This is a genomic window from Pseudooceanicola atlanticus, from assembly GCF_000768315.1.
In the GTDB taxonomy this organism is placed as follows: domain Bacteria; phylum Pseudomonadota; class Alphaproteobacteria; order Rhodobacterales; family Rhodobacteraceae; genus Pseudooceanicola; species Pseudooceanicola atlanticus.
Map to the genome: position 1 here is coordinate 14,368 of NZ_AQQX01000019.1, position 24,964 is coordinate 39,331.

20 protein-coding genes are annotated in these 24,964 nt (G+C 62.4%); 9 read left to right on the plus strand and 11 right to left on the minus strand.

What is annotated here, in order from left to right:
* The first annotated feature begins 67 nt into the window (after positions 1–67).
* Positions 68–424, plus strand: coding sequence for a YigZ family protein (locus ATO9_RS21200; protein WP_043754228.1), 357 nt, complete (start codon positions 68–70; stop codon positions 422–424).
* A gap of 107 nt (positions 425–531) precedes the next feature.
* On the opposite strand, the gene ATO9_RS21205 is transcribed toward ATO9_RS21200, so the two are convergent.
* From ATO9_RS21205 to ATO9_RS21215, 3 genes are all read right to left on the minus strand, one after another.
* Positions 532–1,749, minus strand: a complete 1,218-nt coding sequence (locus ATO9_RS21205; RefSeq protein WP_052418509.1) for a class I SAM-dependent methyltransferase — start codon at positions 1,747–1,749, stop codon at positions 532–534.
* Positions 1,750–1,883: 134 nt separating this feature from the next.
* Positions 1,884–2,750, minus strand: coding sequence for a VOC family protein (locus tag ATO9_RS21210; RefSeq protein WP_043754231.1), 867 nt, complete (start codon positions 2,748–2,750; stop codon positions 1,884–1,886).
* A complete protein-coding gene (locus ATO9_RS21215) occupies positions 2,750–3,196 on the minus strand; it encodes a DoxX family protein (RefSeq protein ID WP_238318835.1) in 447 nt (148 codons plus the stop codon). The genes ATO9_RS21210 and ATO9_RS21215 overlap by 1 nt, the downstream gene beginning before the upstream one ends.
* Positions 3,197–3,818: 622 nt before the next feature.
* Between ATO9_RS21215 and ATO9_RS23685 the strand changes: the two genes are divergently transcribed.
* Complete coding sequence (locus ATO9_RS23685) at positions 3,819–6,275, plus strand: calcium-binding protein (protein WP_052418511.1); 2,457 nt, start codon at positions 3,819–3,821, stop codon at positions 6,273–6,275.
* A 26-nt stretch (positions 6,276–6,301) separates the two neighbouring features.
* Here ATO9_RS23685 and ATO9_RS21230 read toward each other — a convergent pair whose 3' ends face one another.
* The 6 genes from ATO9_RS21230 to ATO9_RS21255 all read right to left on the minus strand — a co-directional run bounded on the left by ATO9_RS21230 (position 6,302) and on the right by ATO9_RS21255 (position 13,096).
* A complete protein-coding gene (locus tag ATO9_RS21230) occupies positions 6,302–7,216 on the minus strand; it encodes a 2-hydroxyacid dehydrogenase (protein ID WP_043754236.1) in 915 nt (304 codons plus the stop codon).
* The gene (locus tag ATO9_RS21235) at positions 7,213–8,820 is read right to left on the minus strand and encodes an ABC transporter ATP-binding protein (protein WP_043754238.1); all 1,608 of its coding nucleotides are present in this window, start codon (positions 8,818–8,820) and stop codon (positions 7,213–7,215) included. Before ATO9_RS21235 ends, ATO9_RS21230 begins: the two co-directional genes overlap by 4 nt.
* Positions 8,817–9,656, minus strand: a complete 840-nt coding sequence (locus tag ATO9_RS21240) for an ABC transporter permease (protein ID WP_043754241.1) — start codon at positions 9,654–9,656, stop codon at positions 8,817–8,819. The genes ATO9_RS21235 and ATO9_RS21240 overlap by 4 nt, the downstream gene beginning before the upstream one ends.
* 10 nt (positions 9,657–9,666) lie before the next feature.
* Positions 9,667–10,644: an ABC transporter permease gene (locus ATO9_RS21245; protein ID WP_043754244.1), complete on the minus strand. Its 978-nt coding sequence runs from the start codon at positions 10,642–10,644 to the stop codon at positions 9,667–9,669.
* Positions 10,645–10,701: 57 nt separating this feature from the next.
* Positions 10,702–12,246: an ABC transporter substrate-binding protein gene (locus ATO9_RS21250; RefSeq protein WP_043754247.1), complete on the minus strand. Its 1,545-nt coding sequence runs from the start codon at positions 12,244–12,246 to the stop codon at positions 10,702–10,704.
* A 61-nt stretch (positions 12,247–12,307) separates the two neighbouring features.
* Positions 12,308–13,096 (minus strand): class II aldolase/adducin family protein, encoded by a 789-nt coding sequence (locus ATO9_RS21255; protein WP_043754294.1) that lies wholly within the window; start codon positions 13,094–13,096, stop codon positions 12,308–12,310.
* Between the two features lie 202 nt (positions 13,097–13,298).
* On the opposite strand from ATO9_RS21255, the gene ATO9_RS21260 reads away from it, so the two are divergent.
* Genes ATO9_RS21260 through ATO9_RS21270 form a run of 3 tightly spaced genes read left to right on the plus strand, consistent with a single transcriptional unit; the run spans position 13,299 to position 16,444 of the window.
* Entirely contained in the window at positions 13,299–13,988 is a 690-nt protein-coding gene (locus ATO9_RS21260) for a GntR family transcriptional regulator (RefSeq protein ID WP_238318837.1), read from the plus strand.
* Positions 13,985–15,019, plus strand: a complete 1,035-nt coding sequence (locus ATO9_RS21265) for a histone deacetylase family protein (protein ID WP_043754254.1) — start codon at positions 13,985–13,987, stop codon at positions 15,017–15,019. The genes ATO9_RS21260 and ATO9_RS21265 overlap by 4 nt, the downstream gene beginning before the upstream one ends.
* A 42-nt stretch (positions 15,020–15,061) precedes the next feature.
* Entirely contained in the window at positions 15,062–16,444 is a 1,383-nt protein-coding gene (locus tag ATO9_RS21270) for an aspartate aminotransferase family protein (protein WP_043754256.1), read from the plus strand.
* An 861-nt stretch (positions 16,445–17,305) separates the two neighbouring features.
* Here ATO9_RS21270 and ATO9_RS23690 read toward each other — a convergent pair.
* On the minus strand, positions 17,306–18,670 hold the full coding sequence (locus tag ATO9_RS23690) for an ATP-binding protein (RefSeq protein ID WP_052418512.1): 1,365 nt from the start codon (positions 18,668–18,670) through the stop codon (positions 17,306–17,308).
* Positions 18,671–19,097: 427 nt separating this feature from the next.
* Here ATO9_RS23690 and ATO9_RS21280 point away from each other — a divergent pair, with 427 nt between their 5' ends.
* From ATO9_RS21280 to ATO9_RS21290, 3 genes are all read left to right on the plus strand, one after another.
* On the plus strand, positions 19,098–19,358 hold the full coding sequence (locus ATO9_RS21280) for a DUF3892 domain-containing protein (protein ID WP_043754258.1): 261 nt from the start codon (positions 19,098–19,100) through the stop codon (positions 19,356–19,358).
* Positions 19,359–19,571: 213 nt separating this feature from the next.
* Positions 19,572–20,798, plus strand: coding sequence for an ATP-grasp domain-containing protein (locus tag ATO9_RS21285; protein ID WP_043754261.1), 1,227 nt, complete (start codon positions 19,572–19,574; stop codon positions 20,796–20,798).
* Positions 20,799–20,812: 14 nt separating this feature from the next.
* Positions 20,813–22,816, plus strand: coding sequence for a hypothetical protein (locus tag ATO9_RS21290; protein WP_238318838.1), 2,004 nt, complete (start codon positions 20,813–20,815; stop codon positions 22,814–22,816).
* A gap of 23 nt (positions 22,817–22,839) precedes the next feature.
* Here ATO9_RS21290 and ATO9_RS21295 read toward each other — a convergent pair whose 3' ends face one another.
* Complete coding sequence (locus ATO9_RS21295; RefSeq protein ID WP_043754266.1) at positions 22,840–23,766, minus strand: helix-turn-helix domain-containing protein; 927 nt, start codon at positions 23,764–23,766, stop codon at positions 22,840–22,842.
* Between the two features lie 167 nt (positions 23,767–23,933).
* Here ATO9_RS21295 and ATO9_RS21300 point away from each other — a divergent pair, with 167 nt between their 5' ends.
* Positions 23,934–24,956: an NAD(P)H-dependent flavin oxidoreductase gene (locus ATO9_RS21300; protein ID WP_043754270.1), complete on the plus strand. Its 1,023-nt coding sequence runs from the start codon at positions 23,934–23,936 to the stop codon at positions 24,954–24,956.
* The last annotated feature ends 8 nt before the right edge of the window (positions 24,957–24,964 follow it).

The window sequence follows — 24,964 nt, forward strand, 5'->3', positions numbered from 1 at the left end:
TCGTTGCGGCACGCCAGCCACCCGATACCGCCTTGTCGACCGGCCAGACGGGGATTATCCCGACCGCATGCGCATCCTGGAAAATGTCATCAGCGACCGCGGGTCGAAATACGCGGTGTCGGGCGGGCCCTGTCGGTCGGACGCAGAAGCCAAGGCTTTCATCAAGGAATTGTGCCGGAAGAAGAAGTTCGCCAAGGCCACGCATAACACATGGGCCGTGCTGACCTCGGACGCACCGCTCAAGAACGATGACGGAGAGGCCGGGGCTGGCATGGTCATCCTGCGGATGCTGGAGCGCGAAGACCTGCGTGACCACATCATCGTGGTGACCCGCTGGTTCGGCGGAAAGCACCTGGGCGGAGATCGCTTCCGCCATGTCCAGGACGCGGTGCGTTATTACCTGGATGATCTGCGCAGCCGGTAGTTCGATAGCGCGGATGCATCTGCCGGGGAAGGGGCCCGGTAATTCATCAATCCGGCAAAGTTTCGGTCCGGCAGGCCCCAGCCGCCCTGGCGGCTGAGGCGATCGGGTCAGTGGTAGGGGGCTTCCGGCATCGGCCCGACCGGCGCGTGATGCGTCAGAGGGACGAAATCCTCGGCCATTTCGATGTCCGACACGTCATCAAGGTCGGTCCAGATCGAACTATCCTCCGTCACGGCGTGATCATCGTGCAGCGTCAGGGTCAGTTGCGACGTGTCGTGCTGTGCCGTGACCTGCAAATGCGTGCCGGGACGCGCGCGGGCCGGCTGATCGGACAGAAAGACGGTCCGGCCCCAATGGCCTTCGGACAGCAGGTTGTTCGTCAGTTGCAGCCCGGGGGCGAGGTCCATTTCGAAATAGACCATGACCGCGTGGATCGTCCCCCAGGTGGAGCTGGACAACACCTGTGTCGCGCGCGCCGAGCGCGTGTCCGGACGGGCGAAATCGAAGTCGAACAGTTCGACCGGGCGACCGAGGGGCCGTAGGCCGAGGCTGGCCAGGTCGTTCGGGGTGACATGCGCGACAGACGCGAAATCGTGGAATGGCGCAACGTCGAACCCTTCGGGCCGACGCGGGCGCCACAAGTGCCACAGCCGGTCGCTTTCGACCAGTTGCGCGAACAGGCGGCCGCGTTCGGGGATGGCACGCGCGTCCGGTTTCGCCAGCAGGTGCATGGCGTGGGTCAGCGTGGCCAGGGCGCCTTCTCCCAGCAGAACGTTGTCGACGATTTCCGAAACGACGACATCCGCAGGTTCCGGCACGTCCTGGCCGATGACCAGGTTATGGGACATCTTGGGGATCACTGTGATCCGGTCGGACAGGCCGTTCGCCGCGATCACCTGTTTCGCGGCCTCCGCGATCAGTGGTTGCTGTTCGCATGTATAGACATGCTTGGCCCCGGCGCGCGCCGCCAGCATGGCGGTCAGCCCGGCACCACAGCCGATATCCAGCACGATGTCGCCCGGCCGCACCTTGGCCGCGATCGCCTCTGCATAGGTTCGATTGCGGACCTCGTCGCCGAGCATCGGAAAATGCCAGCGCGGGACCATCACCTGATAGAGCCTTTCGCGCAGCAATTGCGCGTGGTGGTTCGCCGGATCGAGTTCAAGGGCATCCGACAGGAACCTGGCAGTGCGCAGACCACCATCGGTCAGGGGTTCGAGCTTGGCCAGTTGGACGAGGTAATCGGCATCCTGCGCCTCTTCGGTCGGAAGGGCGTGAACATACGGACGGTCTTGATCGAAATTCTGCACATGGTCTTTTGCCATGGGTGAACATTCCCCTTTCTAGGACATCTGCGATCAAGGCTTAGCGCGGGCCATCTAAGATTACGTAAATGGCTGAAAAAGGAATGCTTCAGGCATGTACTCTGGCATACCTGAAGCTATTCAAATCATGTCATCTAGCTCAGCCGGATGGTCGTGCCCCAATCGTCCTCGAAAGTGGTGGGGGTGCCACCATCCCTGCGGATCAGTTGCACGAAATCCAGCCCGGTTTCGCGTTCCGACCGGCGGCCGGCCCCGGCGCTCATCCACTCGTTGACCGCGACATGGTGATGGTAGCCGCCAGTCGACAGGAAGACCGCATCGTCTCGGCTGCTGACCGCGTCGAAACCCAGCGTATCCTGCCACCAGGCTCCTGCGCGCGTGGCATCGCCGACCTTCATGTGCACATGGCCGATGCTGGTGCCGACAGGCGCGCCACGCCACGATGGCGGCAACAATCCGAGCGTTTCCAGGATACCATCGACATCGAGCTGGTAAGTCCCCATCTGCACTTCACCGTCGACCCATTGCCAATTGTCCTGCGGACGGTCGGCATAGACCTCGACCCCGTTGCCTTCGGGATCGGTCAGGTAGATCGCCTCGCTCACCCTGTGGTCGGCGGTGCCGGTGACCGGCACCTGCCGATCGATGGCCATCAGGATCCAGTTGGCCAGGTCGCGCCGGGTGGGCAGCAGGAAGGCGGTATGAAACAGGCCCGCCTCTCCGCGCCCCGCGAGGCTCAGCCCCGCCTGTTCGGTCAGGGCCAGCAAGGGCGTGCCCGCCGCGCCCAGCCAGATCGTCGCCTCCTCGCGCCGGATTTCCTCCAGCCCGAGCGCGGCACTGTACCAGCCGGCCAACGCTTCAGCGTCGCGCACGCGCAGGCCCACCTGGCCGACATGGATCGGCGCCTGCAGCGGCAGGCTGTTCGACGCGGCAGCCGGCATCGGCAGTGTGGAGGCGAGCGCCGCAGCGCCCGCTCCTTTCAACAGGGATCGTCTGTGCATCACAGCTCCTTTCCGATCAGCCGGTCGACGGAATAGCGACCGCCGCCGCGGGCCAGGAAGACCAGGGTCACGGCCGACCAGATCAGCGACAGTTCGGAGCCGCTGTAGCCCTGGCCCAGAATGACCCAGTGGAAGTAGACGGTCACCAGCAGAATGACGGTCGTGCCGCCGGCTGCCAGCCGCGTCAGCAGGCCGATCGCCAGCAGCAGACCGCCGGTGAATTCCGTCACGGATAGCAGGATCGACCAGAGCCAGCCGGGATTGAACCCCATGCCCGCCACCATTTCGGCAGCGCCGGTCGGGTTCGTGATCTTGGGCCAGCCGTGCACCATCAGGGCAATGCCGCTGATGACACGCAGCCAGAGCAGGGTCAGAGGTGCCGCGGCATCATAGACGGGGGACAGCGCGGGCAGGACAGGTTGCGGATTTTCAGTGTTCGACGTCATTGTCAGATATCTCCATTAGAGTGCGATCGCCCGGTTGGGCGCGCAGGGATACGAGCCGTACGGCCCGCGATGAGGGGTGGAGATCAGGCCCGCGGTGGCCTGTGTCTTGGGACGACGGCAATCCCGGAAAGGTCCGCGACCGACAAGGTCGCCCGGGCCACGACGTCACCCTCCGGCGCGGGCGGCGCCGCGTTCTGTTTTGGCATCGTGCAGGTCAGGCAAGGTTTCTTCGCAAGCGTCCGGGCCGGTGCAGCTGCGCCGGGTGCCACGCAGATCTCCTGAAACGCGGGCGCGCTGGAACATCCGCTGCTCCGTTCGGCCTGGGCAGGAGCGAGCGAGGTGAGCAGCAGGATCGAAAGCGTCGCGAAAAGGGTCAAGTAACGCAGCATGCGGGGTCCGGAAAATTGCCTTTCCACGTGCACTTGGCCCGCCTCGCCAGACACCGCAAGCTAGGACTCTAAAGCTCACGCAGTCGTGACGATGGGCCAGCAAAAACGTCCGCGGTATCAGAGCATCTTGCAGGTCAGGCGGAACTCTGAAGTTGAGATTTACCCAACGTAATTGACTCGCGGCATGTAGAGCGCAATAATTTTGCCATTAATGCCAGCCTTGGGGGAACGGCATGGTCGCCAGCATTGGTCCTAATTTCAAAGTCAGTACATTCTTTTCGTCCAAGTCCGATGTCGACATCCTGTCACTGGGTGCTGGAGAATACGTGGCGGTATGGCGCTCCGCGAACCAGGATGGGTCTGGCTTTGGTATTTTTGGTCAGCAATTCGATCAGGAGGGGAACCTTCTGGGCGGTGAATTCCAAGTGAATAGCTTTACAGCACAGGGGCAGGAGGCGCCTAGTCTGGCGCTCGCGCCTGGCGCCTTCTCGGGTCCTCTGGAACCGCCGACTGAGAATGGTTTCATGGTTACTTGGGAGAGTTTCCAACAGGACGGCAACGAATGGGGCATTTACGCCCAGCGGTTCGACGCGTCGGGAGGCAAAGTCGGCGCTGAATTTCAGGTGAATACAGAAACTTTTGCGCCGCAACGTGATCCTCAGATCGCCGCCTTATCAGCCGATACTAGCACAGCCTCGTCCGCAACTTCCCTGATTGTCTGGGAGTCCAATGTGCAAGATGGCAGCGGTTTCGGGGTCTTCGGACAGCGATATTCTGCGGCACTGTCTCCGGATGGTAACGAATTCCAGATCAACACCGAAGTCAATCTGGACCAAATGAACCCTTCAGTTGCGACGTTGGCTGACGGGAAGGTTGTCGTTACATGGCAATCTTTCAACCAGGATGGAGATAGTTGGGGAATATATGGTCAGAAGTTCGACGTCGCCGGTGAAAGGGACGGGATCGAATTCCGAGTCAATCAGACCATAGCGAGCGCGCAAACCGATCCGCAGGTCATCGCACTTGGGCTAGGCCGCTTTCTGGTCACCTGGCAGCAGCTAGACGGTGACGGTACTGGTGTATTCGGCCGGATCTATTCCGAAGACGGACAGCCTGCGACTGACGAATTCCAGATAAATACAACGGTTATCGGCAGCCAAGTAAATGCGCGCGCCGCATATTTCGGTGCCAAAGGTTTCCTCGTTGCTTGGTATACGCCGGGAGGAATCGCAGTACAGCAATTCAACGAGTCGGGAGAGAAGCTCGGCCAGGAAACCATTGTGAGTACGTCGCGGGTTGGCAACGCCTCAATTCCGGGTATCGATGGAAATATCGTAATATGGACTGACCTCAGCGAGGTGTTTGCACAACAGATCGCGCTGCCGCGCTATGGAACGGAATTCGCCGATCAAATCGTGGTCGCGGCCGGGGATATTGTCTTCGGTTTGGAAGGAAATGACACGATCTCCACCTTGAGTTCGTTCGGCGGCGCGCAGATGGAGGGACAAGGCGGCAATGACCTGCTCCTGAGCGGGGGCGCAGGGGATACTCTAGACGGTGGCGCGGACACGGATACGGCAGGTTATCAACCTGCAGGCGCCGGTGTCGTTGCTTCGCTTTCGGTGCCGGCCAGTAACACAGGTGCGGCCGCAGGCGACGTCTATGTATCCATCGAGAACCTTAGCGGGTCGAATTTCGATGACGTCCTTTCTGGTGACGGTAGCGCCAATGTGCTTTCCGGTGAGATTGGTTCGGATGAATTGCATGGATTGGGGGGTATCGACACGCTTTCCGGCGGTTTCGGTGACGACACGCTGGACGGGGGCGCGGGTGGCGATCTGCTGATGGGCGGGCCGGGGTCGGATCGGATCATCGTGGACGACCCGGGTGACCGGGTTGCCGAAAGCCGCAACTGGGCAGGGCACGACACGGTTATTTCCTCAGTCGATTTCCGCATGGGGCGCAAACACATAGAGGACCTCGACCTGACCGGAACGGCTCGGCTGGGCGCGGGCAACGGGTTGCAGAACAGGATCACCGGCAATGCCTCCGACAACGTTCTGGATGGCGGCAAGAACAACGACACTCTGATCGGCGGGATGGGAGACGACCGGTACCTGATCCGATCTCCGGGAGACATGGCTGTTGAGAGCGCGGGGGGCGGCATCGACGAGGTACTGGCGTTCCGCAGTTACGCAATGGAGGCGCATGTCGAAAAGCTCTTCATGCAGACCGTCTACACGAAGGACGGCGCCCCCGCGATTTTCAATGGGATCGGCAACGGGCTCGACAATACGATCGTCGGGACGCCGTTTGCCAACTTCCTGATTGGTCGCGAGGGGCGCGATACGCTGAAGGGGCAGGCGGGTGCGGATACTTTCGTCTTCGACCGCGCGCTCGGCGCGTCGAATGTCGACCGGATCATCGATTTCAACGTCAACACGGTGAATGAGGGCGACAGATTATTGCTGAAAGGCAGCGTGTTTGGTGGCATGACGGCCGGAGCGCTCTCGACTGCAGATTTCGTGACAGGCACGACGGCTGGCGACACGTCTGACCGGATTATTTTCGATCAGTCCTCGGGAAGGATGTGGTACGACAGCGACGGCACCGGCGCAGCAACCCAAGTCCTGGTCGCGACCTTCGAGCAGAACGCGATCGTGACTGCCGGGGATATCGAGGTTTTCTGACCTGATAATGACGTCAGAGTGCCGGACTAACGTGCGCGGTTGCTCTGTAGCGATGCCAGTCCGCGTGTCACGTTCTCAACCACCGCCCGGTGCGTCGGTGTGCTGGCGACATGAGGTGTCAGGAAGAGAGCGGGATGGGACCAGAGCGGGCTGCTTGGCGGAAGCGGCTCTTCCTCGAACACGTCGAGCGAAGCACCTGAAAGCCGACCGCTATCCAGCGCGGCGATCAGGTCGTCCTCGATCAGTTGCCGGCCCCGCCCGATCTGGATCAGCGCGGCACCGTGGGGCAGCTTGGAGAAGGTTTCGGCGTTCAGAAGCCCTTCGGTCTGCGGGGTCAGGGGCAGTACATTGACCAGAATGTCGGTGCGGCCCAGCACGGTGACGAGCGTGTCAACGACCTGGTGGTCCGCGCCGGTCAGCGGTTCGGCAGGCATCGAGCGCGACACCACCGTAATGGGATAACCAAGCGCGATCAGCGCCTTGGCAATGGCGCGTCCCATCATGCCGAAGCCAAGAACGGTGACGCGGCGCAGGGTCGGGCTTTGATCACCAACGCGGCGGTCCCATTCCGCGCGGGCCTGCGCCGCCAGGAAATCGCCCATGCGCCGATGATGCCAGATGACGTGGAACGCCGCGAAGCCGGCCATTTGCAGCGCCTGGTCCGGGTCCTCGACCCGGAAGACCGGAATGTCGGGCAGCGAGGGGCATTCCATGATCGCGTCGATCCCGGCGCCGACGGAAAACACCGCCCGCAGGTTGGGGTAGGGGAGGAATGCGTCATCCGCCGGCTTGAACGTCACCACGAAATCGACGGCGGCCGGGTCCGTGACCTGGTCCGGGGTCAGCAGTGTGATGTCGGGCGCATATTCCGCGAAAGGGCCGGCAAAGAAATGCATCATGTCGAGCACCGAACAGGTGGCGACGCCGATGGGGCCATTCATTCCGCGGCCTGCCCCCAACCGCCACCTGGCACGGCCGCCAGCAGGGCCTGGGTATAGCTGTGCTGCGGGTTCAGGAAGACCTCGGACACCGGACCGATCTCGACCAGCTTGCCCTTCTGCATCACCGCGATCCGGTCGCACAGCTGGGCCGCGACGCGCAGGTCATGGGTGATGAACAGGATCGAGAGATCGAACCGGGTCCTGAGGTCACGCAGCAGGTCCAGCACCTGCGCCTGGATCGATACGTCGAGCGCGGATACGGCCTCGTCCGCGATGATCAGTTCCGGGTCCATGGCCAGAGCACGGGCGATGCCGATCCGCTGACGCTGCCCGCCCGAGAATTCATGCGGGAACCGGTCGACGGCATCGGCACCCAGACCCACCGTTTCCATCAATTCGCGGGCCCGGGCGCGGGCCTTGTCCTTGGGCACGCCCTTGGCGATCGGCCCGTCAGTCAACGCCCGCATCACGCGGTGGCGGGGGTTGAGCGACGCATAGGGGTCCTGGAAGACCATCTGCACCTTGTGCCGCGCTGCACGCAGTTCACTGTCGGACAGTGCGGCCAGATCGGTGCCGCCGACGATCACCTCGCCCGCATCGGGGGCGACCAGCCGCACGACGGCGCGGCCCAGCGTGGATTTGCCCGACCCGGATTCACCGACAAGGCCCAGCACCTCACCGCGCGAGATGGTCAGCGACACGTTGTCGATGGCGCGGACGTCGCGGCGTTCGCGGAACAGGCCGCCGCCGGTCTTGTAGGTCTTTTCGAGGTTGCGGATCTCCAGCGCCGGGGCTTTCGCGACCTCGGTGGATTGCCCGACAAGGCCCGACGGGATCGCCGCCAGCAGCCGCTTGGTGTAGTCGTGCTGCGGGTTCTCCAGAACCTCCGTGGCGTTGCCACGTTCCACGATCTCGCCGTAGCGCATGACGATCACGCGGTCGGCGATCTCGGCCACGACGCCGAAGTCGTGGGTGATGAACATCACCGCCATGCCGCGCTTTTCGCGCAGGTCGAGGATCAGTTTCAGGATCTGCGCCTGCGTCGTCACGTCCAGCGCGGTGGTCGGTTCGTCGGCGATCAGCAGTTCGGGCTCCAGCGCCAGGGCCATGGCGATCATCGCCCGCTGACGCTGCCCGCCCGACAGTTGGAACGGATAGGCACGGATGATCTTTTCCGGGTCGGGCAGTTGCACTTCGCGGATGAGCGCCAGCGCCTTTTCGCGCCGTTCGGCGGGGCGGTGGCGATTATGGGCCTCGAACACCTCGGCGATTTGGTCACCGATCCGCATCAGCGGGTTCAGCGCCGTCATCGGTTCCTGGAAGATCATCGCGATACGGTCGCCGCGCAGCGCGCGTTGTTCCGCCTCGGACACGGTCAGGATGTCCTTGCCGCCGAACTCGGCCTTGCCCTTGGCGACGCTCACGCCTTCGGGAAGCAGGCCCATCACGGCATTGGCCGTCATCGACTTGCCAGAGCCGGATTCGCCCACGACGCAGAGGATTTCACCTGCCGCGATGTCATAGGAGCAGTCCTGCACGGCAAATTCCCGGTCCGCCCCGCGGGGCAGGGCGATCGACAGGTCGGAGATGGAAATGACGCTCATGACCGGCCCTTCCGTGCGAGATGGGGGTTCAGGGCGTCATTCAACCCTTCGCCGATCAGGTTCAGCGCCAGAACGGTCAGGACGATCGCCACGCCGGGGAAGAAGGACAGCCACCAGGCCGACCGGATCACGGTTCGTGCCGCGCCGATCTGGAACCCCCAGGACATGATGTTGGGATCGCCCAGCCCGAGGAAGGACAGCGAGCTTTCCAGCAGGATCGCCGTCGCCACCATGAGCGAGGCCATGACGATGATCGGCGAGACCGTGTTGGGCAGGACCTGGCGGATCAGGATGTGCATGTTCGACAGACCGGCCAGACGGGCAGCGTCGACATATTCGCGCTTGGTGACCGACATGACCTCGGCCCGCACCAGTCGGGCGACCGGTGGCCAGGACACAATCGCGATGGCGATGGTAATCGATGTCAGCGTCGGCTCCAGGATGGCGACGAGGACAATGGCGAGCGCGAAGTTCGGGATGGTCTGGAAGAACTCGGTGAAGCGCATGGCGCCTTCGTCGACCCACTTGCCGTAGAACCCGGCCAGCGCGCCCAGTGGCACACCGATCAGCAGGGCCATCACGGTCGAGACGAGCCCGACCAGCAACGACACCCGGGCGCCGTAGACTAGCCCAGCCAGCACGTCACGGCCCAGCGTGTCCGTGCCAAGCGGCAGGCCGTCGGTGGTGAAGGGGACCAGGAACGGGCGTTGAACCATTGCCCAGGGACCGCGCGGATACAGGACCGGGGCCAGCAGGGCGACGAGGATCACCGCGATCAGGATCGCCAGCCCCAGCAGGGCGCCGCGATTGGTGATGAAGCGTTTCCAGAGGGTCATGTCCGGCTCCTCATGCCTTGTGTCCGATACGCGGGTCGATCAGGCGATAGACCAGGTCGGTGAGGATGTTGAACACGATCACCATGGCGGCAGAGACGAGGAAGACCCCGAGGATCGTGTTGTAGTCGCGGGCGGCCAGGCTTTCGAACATCAGGCGTCCGATGCCGGGCCAGGCAAAGACGGTTTCGGTCAGGACGGCGCCGCCGACCAGTTGGCCGGCCTGAAGGCCTGCCAGGGTCACCACGGGCAGCAGCGCGTTGCGCAGGATGTGGCGGCGACGGATCAGCGAGGGCATCAGGCCCTTGGCGCGGGCGGTCTTGACGAAATCCTGCTGCGCGACCTCTAGCATGGAGGCACGGGTCATGCGCATGTAGACCGCCATGAAGAACAGCCCAAGCGTCAGCGCCGGCAGGATCAGGTGTTTCAGGATGTCCAGCGCCCGTTCGAAGCCGGAATAGCCGCTGCCCACCGTCTCGTAGCCGAAACCGGGCAGCCAGCCCAGCTGGACGGAGAAGACAAGCACGGCCATCAGCGCGGCCCAGTAGAGCGGCGTGGCGTAGAACAGAAGCGCGGTCCCGGTGATCAAGGTGTCGGTGAACTTGCCGACGCGGGCCGAGGCTGCGACGCCAAGGGCCACACCGGCCAGCAGTGAAATCCAGAAGGCGCTGAGCGTCAGGATCAGCGTGGCGGGCAATCGATCCAGGATCAGGTCCAGCACGGGCTGGCCCTGCCGGAAGGAATATCCCAGGTCCAGCGTCACGATATTGCCCACGTAGCGGGCAAGCTGGACGTACAAGGGCTGATCCAGCCCGAACCGGGCGCGGAGATCGGCAATCATCTGTTCATCCGCGGCCCCGGCTTCACCGGCCAGGACCGTTGCGGGGTCACCCGGCGCGGCATGGACGAGGAAGAAGTTGAGGATTGCGATGGCAAGAAGGGTGATCGCCGCCTTTATCAGACGCGACAGGATCGCTCCGGCAATGGCCATGGTCTATTCCCTGTTGGTGGGCGGGAGAGGCAGGATCGCCCCTCCCGCAGCCTTTTCTCAGTCTTCGATCCAGGCGTCGCGCAGCCCGTCATTCAGCCCGATACCGGTAGTGATCAGGTTCTTGACGTTGCAGCGGTAGATCGTCGGGAATTCGATCTCGAGCAGCCAGGCCACCGGGACGTCTTCGACGATCTGCTGTTGGATCTCCGTGTACATCTCCTGACGCTTTTCATTGTCAGGCTCGATCGCCGCGGCTTCCCACAGCTCGTCGAGTTCCGGGTTCACGTAGCCCTCGACGTTGTTCCAGGGGCTGCCCTTCTTGATCTGGCTCTCGACGTAGTTCCGGGCCACACCAAGCGCGGGATCGCCGTACTGGTAGAGATAGGTGAAGGCCATGTCGTAGTCCCAGTTGGCCGTCTTCTCGTTCCAGCCTGCGACGTCGGCGCTGTCGATGTCGACGGTGATGCCGACCTCTTCGAGGTTCTGCTTGATGGCCTCGGCCCAACGTTGCCAGGTCTCGCCATAGGGCAGGGGCAGCAGGCGAACCGCTTCGCCGTCATAGCCCATCTCGTCCAGCAGTTCCTTGGCCTTTTCCGGGTCGTGCGGATACTGCGGCACGTCGTCGGTGTAGAAGTTCGTCTTGGACGAAACCGGGCCGGTCGGAACCGTACCATAGCCGTTCCAGACGACGTCCTTCACGAATTCACGGTCCATCGCGTACATGACCGCCTGGCGGAACAGCTTGTTCGAGGTCGGACCTTCGCGGTTGTTCAGCCACATCCATGCGTGCGGTGCGAAGAATTCCCAGCCATCGGAGGTGGAGCAGACATTGTCCATCTCGGTCAGGCGGGCGACATCCCAGTTCTCGACCGAACCGCCGGGCAGCACGTCGACTTCGCCGGTTTCGAAGGCCACGGCACGGGAGGCCGCATCGGGCACCACGCGATAATACAGGTCATCGATATGCGGCAGACCGTCGAGGTAGTAATCCTCGTTTTTGGTCAGGTGGATGTAGGACCCCTTTTCCCATTCCACGAACTTGTATGGGCCGGTGCCGATCGGCGTGGCGTTCATCTCGTTCGTGGCATAGTCGGTGCCTTCGTAGATATGCTTGGGCACGATCGGCATGGAGCCCGCTTCGAAGGCGTTGATGAAGGGGCCATAGGGTTCCTTCATGGTGATGACGATGGTGCTGTCATCCGGTGCCTCGACGCTTTCCACGTGGCTGAACGCGCCACGGAAACGGGCGTGGTTGTCCTGCAGGAACTTGGTGGTGAAGATCACGTCCTCGGCCGAGAAGGGCTCGCCGTCATGCCAGGTGACGCCTTCCTGCAGCTTGAAGGTATAGGTCATCCCGTCTTCCGAGATGCTCCATTCCTTGGCCAGCGAGGGTTGCGGCTCAAGATCGCCGTTGTAGCGCAGCAGGCTTTCGTAGATCTGGCCGGCGACCATTTGGGTCGGGCCGTTCTGCACCAGGCCGAGCATCAGCCCCGGCGGTTCGGGCTGCACGATCAGGTCAAGGCGACCGCCGTCCTGCTGTGCAACCGCGCCGGTCGCCATGGAGGCGGCGACGAGGAATGTCGTAAGCTTCAGAAGTTTCATTGTTATCTTCCCTGTTGGTTGGGGTTGAAGACGGACCCGTTGGCCGGGTCTCGGGTTGATCTCAGTTTTTGTATCCGGGCGAGGCCCGGTCGACCTGGCGCAGGATGGCGTCCCATTCCGGGTCGCTGTCCGAGGCCTCGGTCTTGTCATAGGCGCGGGCATATTGCCCGGCCGTATGAGCGGCGATGTCGTCGGGCAGCGGATCGGGTGTCAGCCCCATCGACAGCGCCGCGACCTGCGCCTTGCACGACCGTTCCAGGTTCAGCGCCAGCTTGACTGCCTCCGCGACCGACCGGCCGCAGACCAGCGTGCCATGATTGCGCAGCATCAGCACGTTCAGCGCGCCAAGGTCGGCGATGATGCGTTCACGCTCTTCCAGGTCCAGCGCGATGCCCTCGTAATCATGATAGGCGATGGCGCCATGGAATTGCGCGGACCACTGGTTGAGCGACAGCAGCCCCTCTTTCACCGAACTCACCGCCACGCCTGCCACGGTATGGGTGTGCAGCACGCAGGCCGCATCATGGCGGGCCATGTGGACGGCGGAATGGATGGTGAAGCCGGCGGCGTTCACGCCATAGCCATGCGGATCGTCGAGGATCGCACCGCTTTCGTCCACCGTGACCAGGTTGCCGGCGGTGACCTCGTCAAATGACATCCCGAACGGGTTCAGCAGGAACCGCTTCTGGCCGGAAGGGCCGTCGGGCAGGCGGGCGGAGATATGGGTGTAGATGCCATCGTCCATCCCCTTCATCGCGATCACGCGATAGGCGGCGGCAAGGTCGCGACGGATTTCGGCTTCGCTCTGGGCGCTGCGCGGCCCGGTGGCCTCGTGGCCGCCGAGCGACATGGCCTCTTCGGGTTTGGGCGCTGTATGCGACGTCATGTGTGGCTCTGCCTTTCGGATCGTCATTTGGGCGTCGGTTGCCCTGAAAGAGATTGTCTGAGGGCGCTCGAGTCAAGAAGATTGTCGACAAACGACAAATCTACAGATAATCAGATCTGCAAGATGATGGAGTTTTGGACGCCGCATGAACCGGGAGACCCCCGCCTTGTCTGAAGGTTATCCGTTCCTGCCGCTCAGCCGGGACGGGCTGGTGGACCGCGTCGCTCATTCCCTCGTTTCGGCCATCCTGTCGGGTGCGATCGCCCCCGGTGACCGGCTGGCCGAATCTCAGATCGCCCGCCAGATGGACCTGTCCCGCGCCCCCGTTCGCGAGGCGCTGAGGCTCCTGGAAAGCTCCGGACTGGTCGAATACCGCACAAATCGCGGCTTTTTCGTCCGGGTGATCTCGGCCAGTTCGATCTCCGACCTCTACGAGCTGCGCATCATCATCGAAACCGCCGCGGTCCGCCGCCTGACCGAGTTCAATCCCGACGCACTGTCTTCCCTGCGGGCCCAGCTGGCGGAATTGCACAGGCTGGCGGATGAAGGGGCCGACATGATGTCTCATGTCTCGGCGGACATGCAGTTTCACCGGCTGATCTGCGAAGGTTCCGGCAACCAGCGGTTCCTTCAGGTCTTCGACCAGATCTCGAACGAGACGAAGCTGGGCTTGCTGGTGATCGGCCGCCTGTACGACGATCCGCACCGCATGGCCGAAACACACGAGCCGATCCTAGACGCGATCGCCGCCGGTGATGCCGATGCGGCCGAAGCGGCGATCGATTATCATATCCGCGTCGCCAAGGACATGGTGACGGAACATATCTTGAAGCAGCAGGAGGCAGCCGGGACATGAAGTGCTATTACGCGAAGGGGACCGAAGCCCACGATCCGGTCTTTCGCCTGTCCCTCGGGCGCATCGCCCGCAATGCCGAACAGGCCGAACGTGCAAGGCTGTTGCTGGCCGGGCTGGATCGCCTGGACATGCCGGTGACCGAACCCGGGCCGATCCCGCGCGAGGTTCTGGAAAAGGTCCACACGACCGAACTTCTGACCTTCCTCGAAACCGGCTGGGCCGAATGGCAGAAACTGCCCGAGGCCGGGCCCGAGGTCGTGCCGAACGTGCACGCGCTGAATTCGGAAAAGACCTACCCGAAACACATCATCGGCAAGGCCGGCTGGCATATGGGCGACACCTCTGCCCCGCTCGCGAAGAACAGCTGGGACGCAACGCTGGGCGCCGCCGCCGCCGCCCACGATGCCGCAAAGGCCGTGCAGCAGGGCGATGACGTGGCCTACGCGCTGTGCCGTCCGCCGGGGCATCACAGCTCTGCCGATGTGGTGGCAGGTCATTGCATGATCAACTGCGCGGCTGTCGCCGTCGAAACGCTCAAGGAAACCCATTCGCGGATCGCCGTGCTGGATATCGACGTGCATCACGGCAACGGCACTCAGGACCTGTTCTATGAACGGGACGACGTGCTTTTCGTATCGATCCACGCCACGCCCGAGACCTATTACCCGTTCTTCGTCGGCTATGCCCATGAAACCGGGCGCGGTGCGGGCGAGGGCTACAATCTGAACATCCCCCTGCCGCAAAGCACCGGCGACGATGGCTGGTGCAAGGCCGTCGCTTCGGGCCTTGACCGCGTGCAAGAGTTCAAGCCTGATGCGCTTGTCGTCAGCCTGGGGCTGGATGCACATGAAAACGATCCCCTGAAGGGACTGCAGGTCACGTTCGACGGGTTCCGGCGCGCGGGCGAGATGATCGCCGCAGCCGGCCTGCCCACCGTTCTGGTCCAGGAGGGCGGCTATCTGTCGCCCGACCTGACGACCTCTCTGGTGGCCTACCTTGCCGGGTATACCGGACGGGATATTGAGCTTTGAAATAGGCGCTTCGCCGCCGCCCTTACATTCGGGAGTCACGAGATGAACACGCGATCCAATTCGCTGCACGAAACCGACATTGCCTACCAGGTGCACCCCTACACCAATGCCCGCGCGCATGAGGAGCAGGGCCCCATGATCATCACCAAGGGTGATGGCTGCTATGTCTATGACAGCGAAGGCAAGAAATACCTCGAAGGTCTGGCCGGCCTGTGGTCCGTTGCCGTCGGCTTTTCCCAGCCCCGCCTGGTCGAGGCCGCCGCCAAGCAGATGTCGGAACTGCCCTACATCCAGAACTTTGCCCACAAGGCGCATGCGCCGGGCATCCTGCTGGCCGAAAAGCTGGTCGAGATGACGCCGGAGCACCTGACCAAGGTCTTCTACACCAACTCCGGGTCCGAGGCGAACGACACGGTCGTCAAGTTTGTCTGGTTCATGAACAACATGCTGGGCCGCCCGGAGAAAAAGAAATTCCTGGCCCGCAACAAGGGCTATCACGGCATCACCGTGGCGTCCGGTTCGCTGACCGGCCTGCCGGGGAACCAGAAGGGCTTTGACCTGCCCGCCATCCCCGTCGTCCACCTGACCTGCCCGCATCACTACCGCTGGGCCGAAGAGGGCGAATCCGAGGCCGATTTCACCGCCCGCCTGCTCAAGGAAGCCGAAGAGACGATCCTGTCCGAAGGTCCCGAAACCATCGCCGCCTTCATCGGCGAGCCGGTCATGGGCGCCGGTGGCGTGATGACCCCGCCCGAAGGCTATTGGCCGGGGATCGAAGCCCTGTGCCGCAAGTACGACATCCTGCTGATCTCCGACGAGGTCATCAACGGGTTCGGCCGCACGGGCCAGCCTTTCGGCTGCCAGACCTACGGTTTCACGCCCGACATCATGGTGACGTCGAAACAGCTGACCTCGTCCTACATGCCGCTGGCGGCCATCATGATGAGCGATGCGGTCTACCAGATCATCGCCGATTACACCGAACAGCTGGGTACGCTGGGCCATGGCTTCACCGCCGGCGGCAACCCCGTCGCCTGCGCCGTGGGCCTGGAAAACCTCGCGATCATCGAAGAGCAGGATCTGATGGGCAATGCCGCGCGCCTCGCGGATCGTCTGCAATCCGGCCTGCGCCAGTTCTCCGACCACGAGCTGGTGGGCGAAGTGCGCGGTGTCGGCCTGATCGCCGGGGTCGAGCTGGTCGCGGACAAGGCAACGAAGAAAAGCTTTGAGCCGGGCGGCAAGATCGCCGCGGTCGCGGCCAAGATGGCCGCCGAAGAAGGCCTGATCGTCCGCAACATCTATGAAACCATCGGCATCTGCCCGCCGCTGATCATCACAGAAGCCCAGGTTGACGAACTGCTCGAGAAACTGGGCCGCGCCCTGGACCGGACGCTGGAATGGGCCAAGGCCGAAGGCCTGAAATGATGCGATTGCCCGCACCCTGATGGGGTGCGGGCGCTTTGCTGATCGGCACTCGAAGCCGTCTCAAGCAGGATTTGAAACGGTAATAGCCACCGTGCCGCCCGTTGGTGGGAAAAGTTTGGCTGCACTCTGAAGCTGAGTTACCAAATCCCATTGTTGGGACCGGCACTCGTCTGAAAAGATGCCAGTGCAGACTCCATCACAGGAATCGTGAGTAAGCGGCGCTGAGGGTTTGTCATTTCTTTCGTAAAGAAAAGACTACGCCGCCGAACCGGTGGTCGAGGTGAAGTGGGACCGTTGCACAGCTGAAACGGCGAAAGCCCGATGATTGGCTCTTCCTGACGATCAAGATCGATCCTCTCGGAGAATCCGAACTCTGTTCCCAGAAGCGCCGTCCTGATTTGCCTGCGCCAAGCGAATGCCTTAAGTGGGAGTGTTCATGATTTCGGGCGGTTCGCCCGAGATGTAGTTTGACCCGTTGTCTGAGAGCAGGCGCGGCCTGTTAAGGACCGTTGCCTGGTCACAAGCCGAAGCCTGTAGTGCCAAGTCCAGCATAGCGGTTAGACAATGCTGACGAGGTCGAGGCTGAGGGCTTGGCCTTGAGCCAATACTGCAGCTTCTAAGTTCGGGCGGCATGGCGCAGTATAACTTCTGTCGTCTGGACAGTGGACAGCTGATAGTCGACCCGCAAATGGACCTGATCGGTACCAACACGTCGCGTGTCATGGCCCGGCTGCGGGCGGTCGATCGCTACGTTGCTTTTCCCGGTATGACCCCCCGGGCGAGGCCGATGGCAGCCATTGGTTCGTCCGAGTTCAGGACCTGGCCACTGACCCGGGCGCCGAATTGCTCGACCGGGTTGGGTCACTGGTGGAGCATCGTGACGCTCCGAAGCGGGCGCTCGACATCCTGATCGACGGCGTTTGAAGACCGGCCGGCACATTCGGGGCAGGGAATATAGAGCTGCACCCGGGTCCCGGAGGATGAGGTGCCGATCATCATGCCGCCGCCGGATGGCTGTGTGAACCCCTCGACCATCGACAGACCCAGGCCCGAGCCTTCGCCAATGCCCTTTGTGGTGAAGAAGGGTTCAGTCACCCGGGTCAGAATGTCTTTCGGGATGCCCGGCCCGTCATCCTCGATGATCAGGCAAACGTAATGCCCGGGGCGCAACATCGCGCCGCTGAGCATCGGTATCGGCTCTTGCACCTCGCAGGCCTCGGCGTGAATTTCCAGAAGACCAGTTCCGTTCATCGCGTCGCGGGCATTGACGATGAGGTTGATCATCGCCGTGATCAGCTGGTTCTGATCGACCTTGATGCGCATCCCTTCGGGCGCCGGATGCAGGTTCATCTGGATCGAACTTGGCAGCAATCGCCGTGCGAGTATGCGGACCTGATCGAAGATGTCACCGACGACGTATTCGGAAACCGTCAACGTGGATTTTCGGGAATAGGCCAGGAGCAGGCTGACGAGGCCGGCAGCGCGAACCGCGGCGAGGTGGGCCTCGCGCACGAACTGGTCGCGTTCGTTCTTGTCCTCGACCTCTTCGTACAGTTCGAGATTACCGGTGATCGCGGTCAGGATGTTGTTGAAATCATGCGCCACGCCACCGGCCAGCTGGCCCACGGCCTCCATTTTCTGTGCCTGAACAGACCGGATCGACGCGGCTTCGGCCTCGATCCGGCGTCGGCGGTGGTCGAGGATGGTCTTGGCGAAATATGCGATAAGCGCGATCCCCGAAAAGGCCATCACGATCTTTGCGCCAAAGACAGAGACATCCGGTATCCTGGCAAGAATGACAGCGCTGACCGCGCCGGCCACGACCAGGATTTCCCCCCATACCATCCATTTCAGCGTGTCCGCCCGGTAGATCAGGAAGATGAGCAAGGCGCCCGTGCCGGCGGTCCCCGATATGCGCAGCGCTATGTCATCCGAAGCGATCAGCGAGGCGGGAAACCAGATGAAGGCAAGCAACATGACGAGAAACAGCATGCCGCATTTGATCGCGTCGTAGATCGTGCAGACGTCCGGCCGCCTCCGGAGGACCGTGAAATAGACCGCATGCGTCAGGGCGAACCCCGAATACCAGAACAGCGCAAGGCTCGATTCGGTGTAATTATAGTGCACGTAGGCGCCGATGCCTGTCGCGGCCAGTCGAAACGCCAGCTCAGGCACGTCGCCGTACTCGATCTCGTAGAGTCGGTCGAGTTCTTTCCTGTAATCCAATTTATCGTCCCATGCGCAGCAACCAGGGATGGGATGCGGTTGCCTGATACCTGTATGCAAGTACGCCTATGCAGTAATTAGGCGCAAAGTTGGGCAGATGTCTCCTATCCTTTCGAGAGGGAGATATTTTCGAGTGGAATCAACGACAAAATATACTGACGCCCGGTGATTGCTCCTGTCCTGGAAACAGCATCCTTGTGAAGTGTCGCCGTCAGGGCGAACGGAGCCCGTGCTGGGCTGGGGCCGCCCCAGCACATTGACCAGACCATGTGCCCGCGTTGCCAGATTTTTCGAGGATTTGACCCGCGATAAGCCTTTTCATGCTGCACATGCGAAAACTTTTGCTTTGGAATCAGGGAGCAACAAAATCCTTAATTCACATCAATCGGTCTTGGGTTATGTTAACCAATGAAAGGTGGTGACCCAAATGGCCGCATCGGCTCAAGTGACATGGGCAAAGACAGCTGAGAACGGATCAGAGATCGTCGCAATCGGCGGTGTTCGCAAATCTTTCTTTGGCAAGACGGAATGGCGCCTGTCCGCGGAAGAGGCGATTGCCATGATCGAACAGGACGAGTGGCGGTTCTTCATCGAGATAGACGATGAAAAGGAGTGGCTCGACATTTCCGAAGCTCCTGACGGCACGAAAGCGATCAGCACCAACGGACCCGTCAAGACCCTCCTTTGACAGCGCGTTTGACTTGATTTTCGGGTCGTGGCGCGATGCCCGTCCCGGCCTGTGCGGTTGAAAGGCATCGCTCTTGGGCTAGTGTGTTCAGGCGAAACCGACGTAGACCCACCTCGCCGGGATCGCATTTCCCCTTCTTAGGATTTTGCGTGGCGGCGAGCGCCAAGGGCGCCGCCGCGCGCCCATGGGTCCGTCCGACAAGAAGGATAAGACATGACCGACAAGAACCCGGACAAGGGGTTTGTAGCCCTGCTCGGCTGGAGCCTTAATGCAATCGATGCCGTGGACCGTTTTGACCGGCGCTACGTGGTCGTCGCGCCACCATGGGCCGAGGATTATTGCAAGCAGAATGACATTCCCTTTGTCCCGTGGGATTTCGACCGTCTGAACGAGCGCTCGCACGAGTTGGCACACCAACTCGACGACATGGGCGTGGACGTGGCGATCCCGATCTTCGAGGAAACTGTGGAATGGGCCGGCGCAGTGAATGCGGTCTTGCTGAAGAACCCGCGTCTTCTCGGCCAGGCCATGCTGTTCCGTGACAAGTCACTGATGAAACGCCGCGCACAACTAGGCGGCATTCGCGTTGGTGTTTTCGAGGAAGCGCATGACCGCGGCGACGTCATTCGCTTTCTCAAGCGCGTGAATCAGACGCTGCTCAAGTTGGACGGCGACCCGAACGACCCGATCCACTTCAAGGCCTTCGACAAGTCCGGCACCGCCGGCCACCGCGTGATCCGTACCCCAGAGGACGTCGACAACATCCCGGACGAAGAGTTTCCGGCCCTGCTGGAAAGTCATCTGGACGGCTGGGAATTCGCGGTCGAGGCTTGGATCAAGAACGGCAAGATCGAGTTCCTGAATATCTCGGAATACGTGACGCTTGGCTATTCGGTTTTCGTTCCAGCCACGCCGGAGCTTGAAGCACATCGCGAGCGGATCACCGAGGAGATCGAGAAGCTGATCGAGGTTTTCGACATCGAGTTCGGCTTCATTCACCCGGAATATTTCCTGACCAGCGACAACAAGCTCTACTTCGGCGAGGTCGCCTATCGTCCGCCGGGCTTCAACGCGCTGGAACTGATCGAACGGGCCTACGGCTTCAATGGCTACCAAGGGTTGGTTCTGGCCTTCGACCCGAAGACCACGCAGGAGGAACTCGATGCGTTCTTCCCGAAGGAGATCGAGGACGCGAAAGGCCATGCGGGCTGTTTCGGCGTTTATCCTCGCCGCCGGGTCGTCAGCCGGCTGGAGGTGCCCGAGCAAACGGCCAACCACCCCTATTTCGAGTTCCACGAGCTTTCGGACCCACGGGAACAGAAGGTGGCCAAGCGGTCGGCGTTCGGCACCCATTGGGGGCTGGCCTATTTCTTCGGTGACAATCCGCACAAGTTGCGGGACCTTCTGAAAGAGCAGGAAGAGTTGGATTACTACGTCTGATGAATGTGAAGGACATGTCCGCCCCGGACGACCAAAGCGACGGACAAGAAGCAGAAGCCGTCCTGGCGCGGCTGTCAGTGACGCTTGATGTGGCGATAGAGCGGCTTGAACGGGCTCGGCCATTCGCCAAGGGGCGATACCAGGGGCCGGTGCTGGACGTCGTTGGCCGTATCATCGCGCAGCCAGGTGGGCTGGGTGTGGTCCGGCAGAGGGCCACCCGGGTGGACGCCGCTGGGCTTTTCTCCGGCTCCGACTGGGACCGGCCCGAAGCCCTGCTGCCCCAACTGGTCGGCGGTACGCTGACCTCGGAGGATCCGGCTTTCCGGGCGTTGGAGGTATGCAGCCTGGCCCGCTTTCTGGCCGTCGCAGATGGCGATGCGCGGCACGACAACCTGCACCAGGACGGGGCGAGGCACTTCCTGACCCAGGTACTGGCCCTGAACCTGAAGGACCTTTTCGGTGTGCCGGACGAGGCCGCCCGTGCCCTGGGTGCGCGGTACGATCTGAAGAAACGCGTCCTGAACCATATCGCCGATCATGTCGGATTGGACGATGTACTGAGCGTTCTTGTCTCCGAAATATGGCGCCTGCTTGAACAGAGGTCGGTCCAGGTGGGCATGGTCAAGGACATGATCGCGCAAATCGCCATCGCCCTGAACGAAAAGGGCACCGCGCCAGGCAGCACGCGGCTTGGCGCCGAACGGCTCGTGAGCGCTTTGTTCGGGCCGACGACCGCATCGCGCGACGATCCGGGGTTGGACATCTATCTGGAACGACTGGCGGTAGCGGATGAAAGCGGGCTGTCGCGCGAGGCCATGGGCTTTGCCCGGGCTATGCACGACACCGGGTTGGTGTCCGACTACCACGCGGCGTTTCTGACCTGGGCGCTCGACTATGCGGACCGGCCCCTGATCCCCGAGGCGCTCGGTCTCGGCGGCACGGGCCTGGATTGCTGGCGTCATTACCGTGGCCTGATCGAAAAGCTGGTACGCAACGCCGTGACCCCGGCGACGCCGCAGGCGGCTTATGGCCTTGCCATGCTCCTGGATCGTGGCGTCCTGCATCATGCGCCCATGGTTCCTGCTCTGGAACGGCAGATCTCGTTGCGGATTGGCGGGGCGGCGCGGGACCGCATCGCGCTTGGCTTCGGCGAGGCTGTCCCACCCGAGACGCATCTGCTTGCCGGGGTTCTGCGCGTTCTTGGACAACCGCTCGGCGTCGGGCAGGGCGCCAACCCGACCTGCCAGTCGGCCCGGGCCATCGCGCTCTGGGCGCTCAACGACCCGGACTACCTGTTGCACCTGATCACGCAGGTTGCAGAGTTCGACACTCTCCAGATGCAGTTCGAGGGCGCGCCGATCAATTCGGCTGACCTTCCCGTCGGTCTGGCGGGCGCGGGGCCTATCGATGCCGACCCGGTGTCGGTCCTGCTGGTCGTGCACCTTGACCGGATATATGCCGAAATGGGTCGGCTTTGCGCCGGGCGCCCGGGGGATCCTCATACCTGGATCAACCCGCAATTCCATGGCTGGTGGGTGTCGCGGGATTGTGCGGTGGCCGTGGACGTGGCGACCGGGAAGTTATCGTCCTATGACGACTTCCTGCGTCGGTTCTTTGCCGCCTATCATCCCGCGTATAACGGAGGACGCCCACTGGGACATCCTCAACCGGCCGGGATTGCCGTGACTGACGCGCATGAGAATTTCATCGGCTGGCATGCGATCGCCATCCTCAGGGTTGCCGAGGACCAGTCGGGGCGGATGCGGGTCTATTTCTACAATCCGAACAATGACAGCGGTCAGGACTGGGGCAACGGTGTCATCGTCTCGACTTCGGGGCATGGCGAACGGTACGGAGAGGGGTCGCTGGAGTTCGAGGCTTTCCTGTCCCGCGTCTACCTGTTCCATGACGAACCGTTGCGTAATCCGCCCGGTGACGAGATCCCCGATAATGCAATCCGGCAGGTCAGTGATCAGGCGCTGTCCAGTTGGGCTGCGACCAGACAGCCTGAGGGATGAGGCGGAGCGGTCGGGCGGCCGATTTAATGGTTTTGTCCAACGGCAAGGCTCGGCGCCGTTCCATAGGCCGTCTTGTATGCATTGCTGAAATGGCTGGCTGACCTGAACCCGCAATCATGCGCCAATTGCGATACCGGGCAGCCTTCTCCGGCAAGGATCCGGTCATGGGCCGCGGCCAGTCGCGTTGCCAGAAGATGCTTGCCGAACGTGGTACCGGTCCGGGCAAACAACCTGTGAATATAGCGGCGTGATATGCCGAACTGACGGGCCGTGCTTTCGACGCCAAAGTCTGGATCAGCCAGGTGGCGCTTCATATGGGACAGGATCAGCGCAAGGTGATCGTCGGACAGGCGGTGATCGGGCGTGGCGCCGTAAATCTCTTCCAACAACGCGATCAGAGCGGTCAGCTCTATCGGCCCGGACGCGGTGGCCATCCGGACCAAAGTTCCGGCGCCGGGATCGTCGCGTCGCAGGATACGTCCGGCGGAATTGGTGATGTCCTGTCTCTTGCTCGACAAACCCTCCAGCGGCAGATGGAGGCAAAGTTGGCGGAAGGGGGCATCGAACTGCATCGAGAACGGGCGCCGCGCATCCAGCAGCATCACCGATCCGGGCCTTTGCAACGTGTCCATCCCGGCTTGGCTGACCTTGCAGCTGCCGGCGATCTGAATGTTCACGAAGATCGACTCGCTCGGGCACGACCGGATGTCGCCGCGCCGGCGGCGCACATCCTGCGGCATCGCGGTAATCTGCGATAGCGTGGTGGCTTGTGCCAGATGCCGTTCCGCAATCGATCCGGCAAAACGCGGCAGATCATCCCGGCTGCGCGACTGGCGCACGGTCAGCGCCGTATAGGACTGCGCGACGTGATCCGCCCATTGCCCGAAATCCGGGATGGGGCCGGAACTGCGCCACGTGGTGTCGGTCGCCTGTGTCGGTGTCTGATCCATACCGAAATACTGTCCGTCCCTCGTCATCGGGGCAAGGGTTCGGGCAGGTCGCGATCCGGAACGCTTACAGAGTGCACTCTCACGCATGGCCCACGGGCATTTCGCAGTCGCGAGCCGACCGCGCTTCGCTAGGCTTTCCCGAAAACCAGACAGGGAAAGGGAAGACGATGACTGCGATCAAGACGAAGTTCACGGAAAAATACGGGCTGGACACGCCGATCGCCCAGGCTGGGATGGCCTTTGCCGGGATGACGCCCGACCTTGGGATCGCCGTCTCCAATGCCGGGGCCATGGGGGCGATTGCCGGCGTGGGGATCCTGCCGCCCGAAGCGGTACGGATGCTGGTCGCGGGGACCCAGGCCGGGACCGACAAGCCGTTCCACGTCAACTTCATCACGATCTACTGCACCGACGCCCATATCGACCTGATGTGCGAAATTAAGCCGCGGGCCGTGTCCTTTCACTGGGGCGATCCCGGCCAGAACTGGATCGATCGCCTGCATGACGCAGGTATCGATGTGTGGGAACAGGTCGGCAGTGCAGAGGCCGCGGCGCGGGCGGCGGATCAGGGTGTGGACGTCATCATCGCCCAAGGGGCCGAGGCAGGAGGTCACAATTTCGGCGACGCTGGAACGATCGTTTCTGTGCCAGCTGTTCGCGACGCGGTTGGGGACAGGGCGCTTGTGCTCGCTTCGGGGGGGATCGTGGATGGGCGCGGCATCGCGGCAGCACTGATGCTGGGGGCAGACGGGGTGTGGATGGGCACCCGCTTCGTCGCGTCGGCCGAAGCTGCCGCCGCCGATGAATACAAGCAGCGCATCCTGGCAACCGGGCCGGGCGGCACCACATTGACTCATGTCTTCGGCCGTAACGACCCACGGTTCAACCCGATGCGGGTCATCGCCAACCCCGTTTCTGACGCCTGGGAGGACCGCATCGCGGACATCCCGGCGGACACCTCTGACCAGCCGCCATTAGGACGAATGGAGATGCTGGGACAGGAAACGCCGCTATTCCCCTTTACCAGCCTGGTTCCGATGACAGGCGCGACCGGTGACCTTGAACAACTGCCGATGCTGGCGGGGCAGGGGGCGGCACTGATCGACGAGGTCCGGGGCGCGGCTGATCTGGTCGCCGAACTGACCAAGGAGGCGCGCGCCTGTCTCGGGCAGGCCGGCCAGATGCTGTGAGCCGGGGG

What these genes read in the sequence shown, in the direction of transcription:
- ATO9_RS21200 (WP_043754228.1), top strand. Translation starts at nt 68, where the DNA reads ATGCGCATCCTGGAAAATGTCATCAGCGACCGCGGGTCGAAATACGCG.
- ATO9_RS21205 (WP_052418509.1), bottom strand. Translation starts at nt 1,749, where the DNA reads ATGGCAAAAGACCATGTGCAGAATTTCGATCAAGACCGTCCGTATGTT.
- ATO9_RS21210 (WP_043754231.1), bottom strand. Translation starts at nt 2,750, where the DNA reads ATGCACAGACGATCCCTGTTGAAAGGAGCGGGCGCTGCGGCGCTCGCC.
- ATO9_RS21215 (WP_238318835.1), bottom strand. Translation starts at nt 3,196, where the DNA reads ATGACGTCGAACACTGAAAATCCGCAACCTGTCCTGCCCGCGCTGTCC.
- ATO9_RS23685 (WP_052418511.1), top strand. Translation starts at nt 3,819, where the DNA reads ATGGTCGCCAGCATTGGTCCTAATTTCAAAGTCAGTACATTCTTTTCG.
- ATO9_RS21230 (WP_043754236.1), bottom strand. Translation starts at nt 7,216, where the DNA reads ATGAATGGCCCCATCGGCGTCGCCACCTGTTCGGTGCTCGACATGATG.
- ATO9_RS21235 (WP_043754238.1), bottom strand. Translation starts at nt 8,820, where the DNA reads ATGAGCGTCATTTCCATCTCCGACCTGTCGATCGCCCTGCCCCGCGGG.
- ATO9_RS21240 (WP_043754241.1), bottom strand. Translation starts at nt 9,656, where the DNA reads ATGACCCTCTGGAAACGCTTCATCACCAATCGCGGCGCCCTGCTGGGG.
- ATO9_RS21245 (WP_043754244.1), bottom strand. Translation starts at nt 10,644, where the DNA reads ATGGCCATTGCCGGAGCGATCCTGTCGCGTCTGATAAAGGCGGCGATC.
- ATO9_RS21250 (WP_043754247.1), bottom strand. Translation starts at nt 12,246, where the DNA reads ATGAAACTTCTGAAGCTTACGACATTCCTCGTCGCCGCCTCCATGGCG.
- ATO9_RS21255 (WP_043754294.1), bottom strand. Translation starts at nt 13,096, where the DNA reads ATGTCGCTCGGCGGCCACGAGGCCACCGGGCCGCGCAGCGCCCAGAGC.
- ATO9_RS21265 (WP_043754254.1), top strand. Translation starts at nt 13,985, where the DNA reads ATGAAGTGCTATTACGCGAAGGGGACCGAAGCCCACGATCCGGTCTTT.
- ATO9_RS21270 (WP_043754256.1), top strand. Translation starts at nt 15,062, where the DNA reads ATGAACACGCGATCCAATTCGCTGCACGAAACCGACATTGCCTACCAG.
- ATO9_RS21280 (WP_043754258.1), top strand. Translation starts at nt 19,098, where the DNA reads ATGGCCGCATCGGCTCAAGTGACATGGGCAAAGACAGCTGAGAACGGA.
- ATO9_RS21285 (WP_043754261.1), top strand. Translation starts at nt 19,572, where the DNA reads ATGACCGACAAGAACCCGGACAAGGGGTTTGTAGCCCTGCTCGGCTGG.
- ATO9_RS21290 (WP_238318838.1), top strand. Translation starts at nt 20,813, where the DNA reads ATGTCCGCCCCGGACGACCAAAGCGACGGACAAGAAGCAGAAGCCGTC.
- ATO9_RS21295 (WP_043754266.1), bottom strand. Translation starts at nt 23,766, where the DNA reads ATGGATCAGACACCGACACAGGCGACCGACACCACGTGGCGCAGTTCC.
- ATO9_RS21300 (WP_043754270.1), top strand. Translation starts at nt 23,934, where the DNA reads ATGACTGCGATCAAGACGAAGTTCACGGAAAAATACGGGCTGGACACG.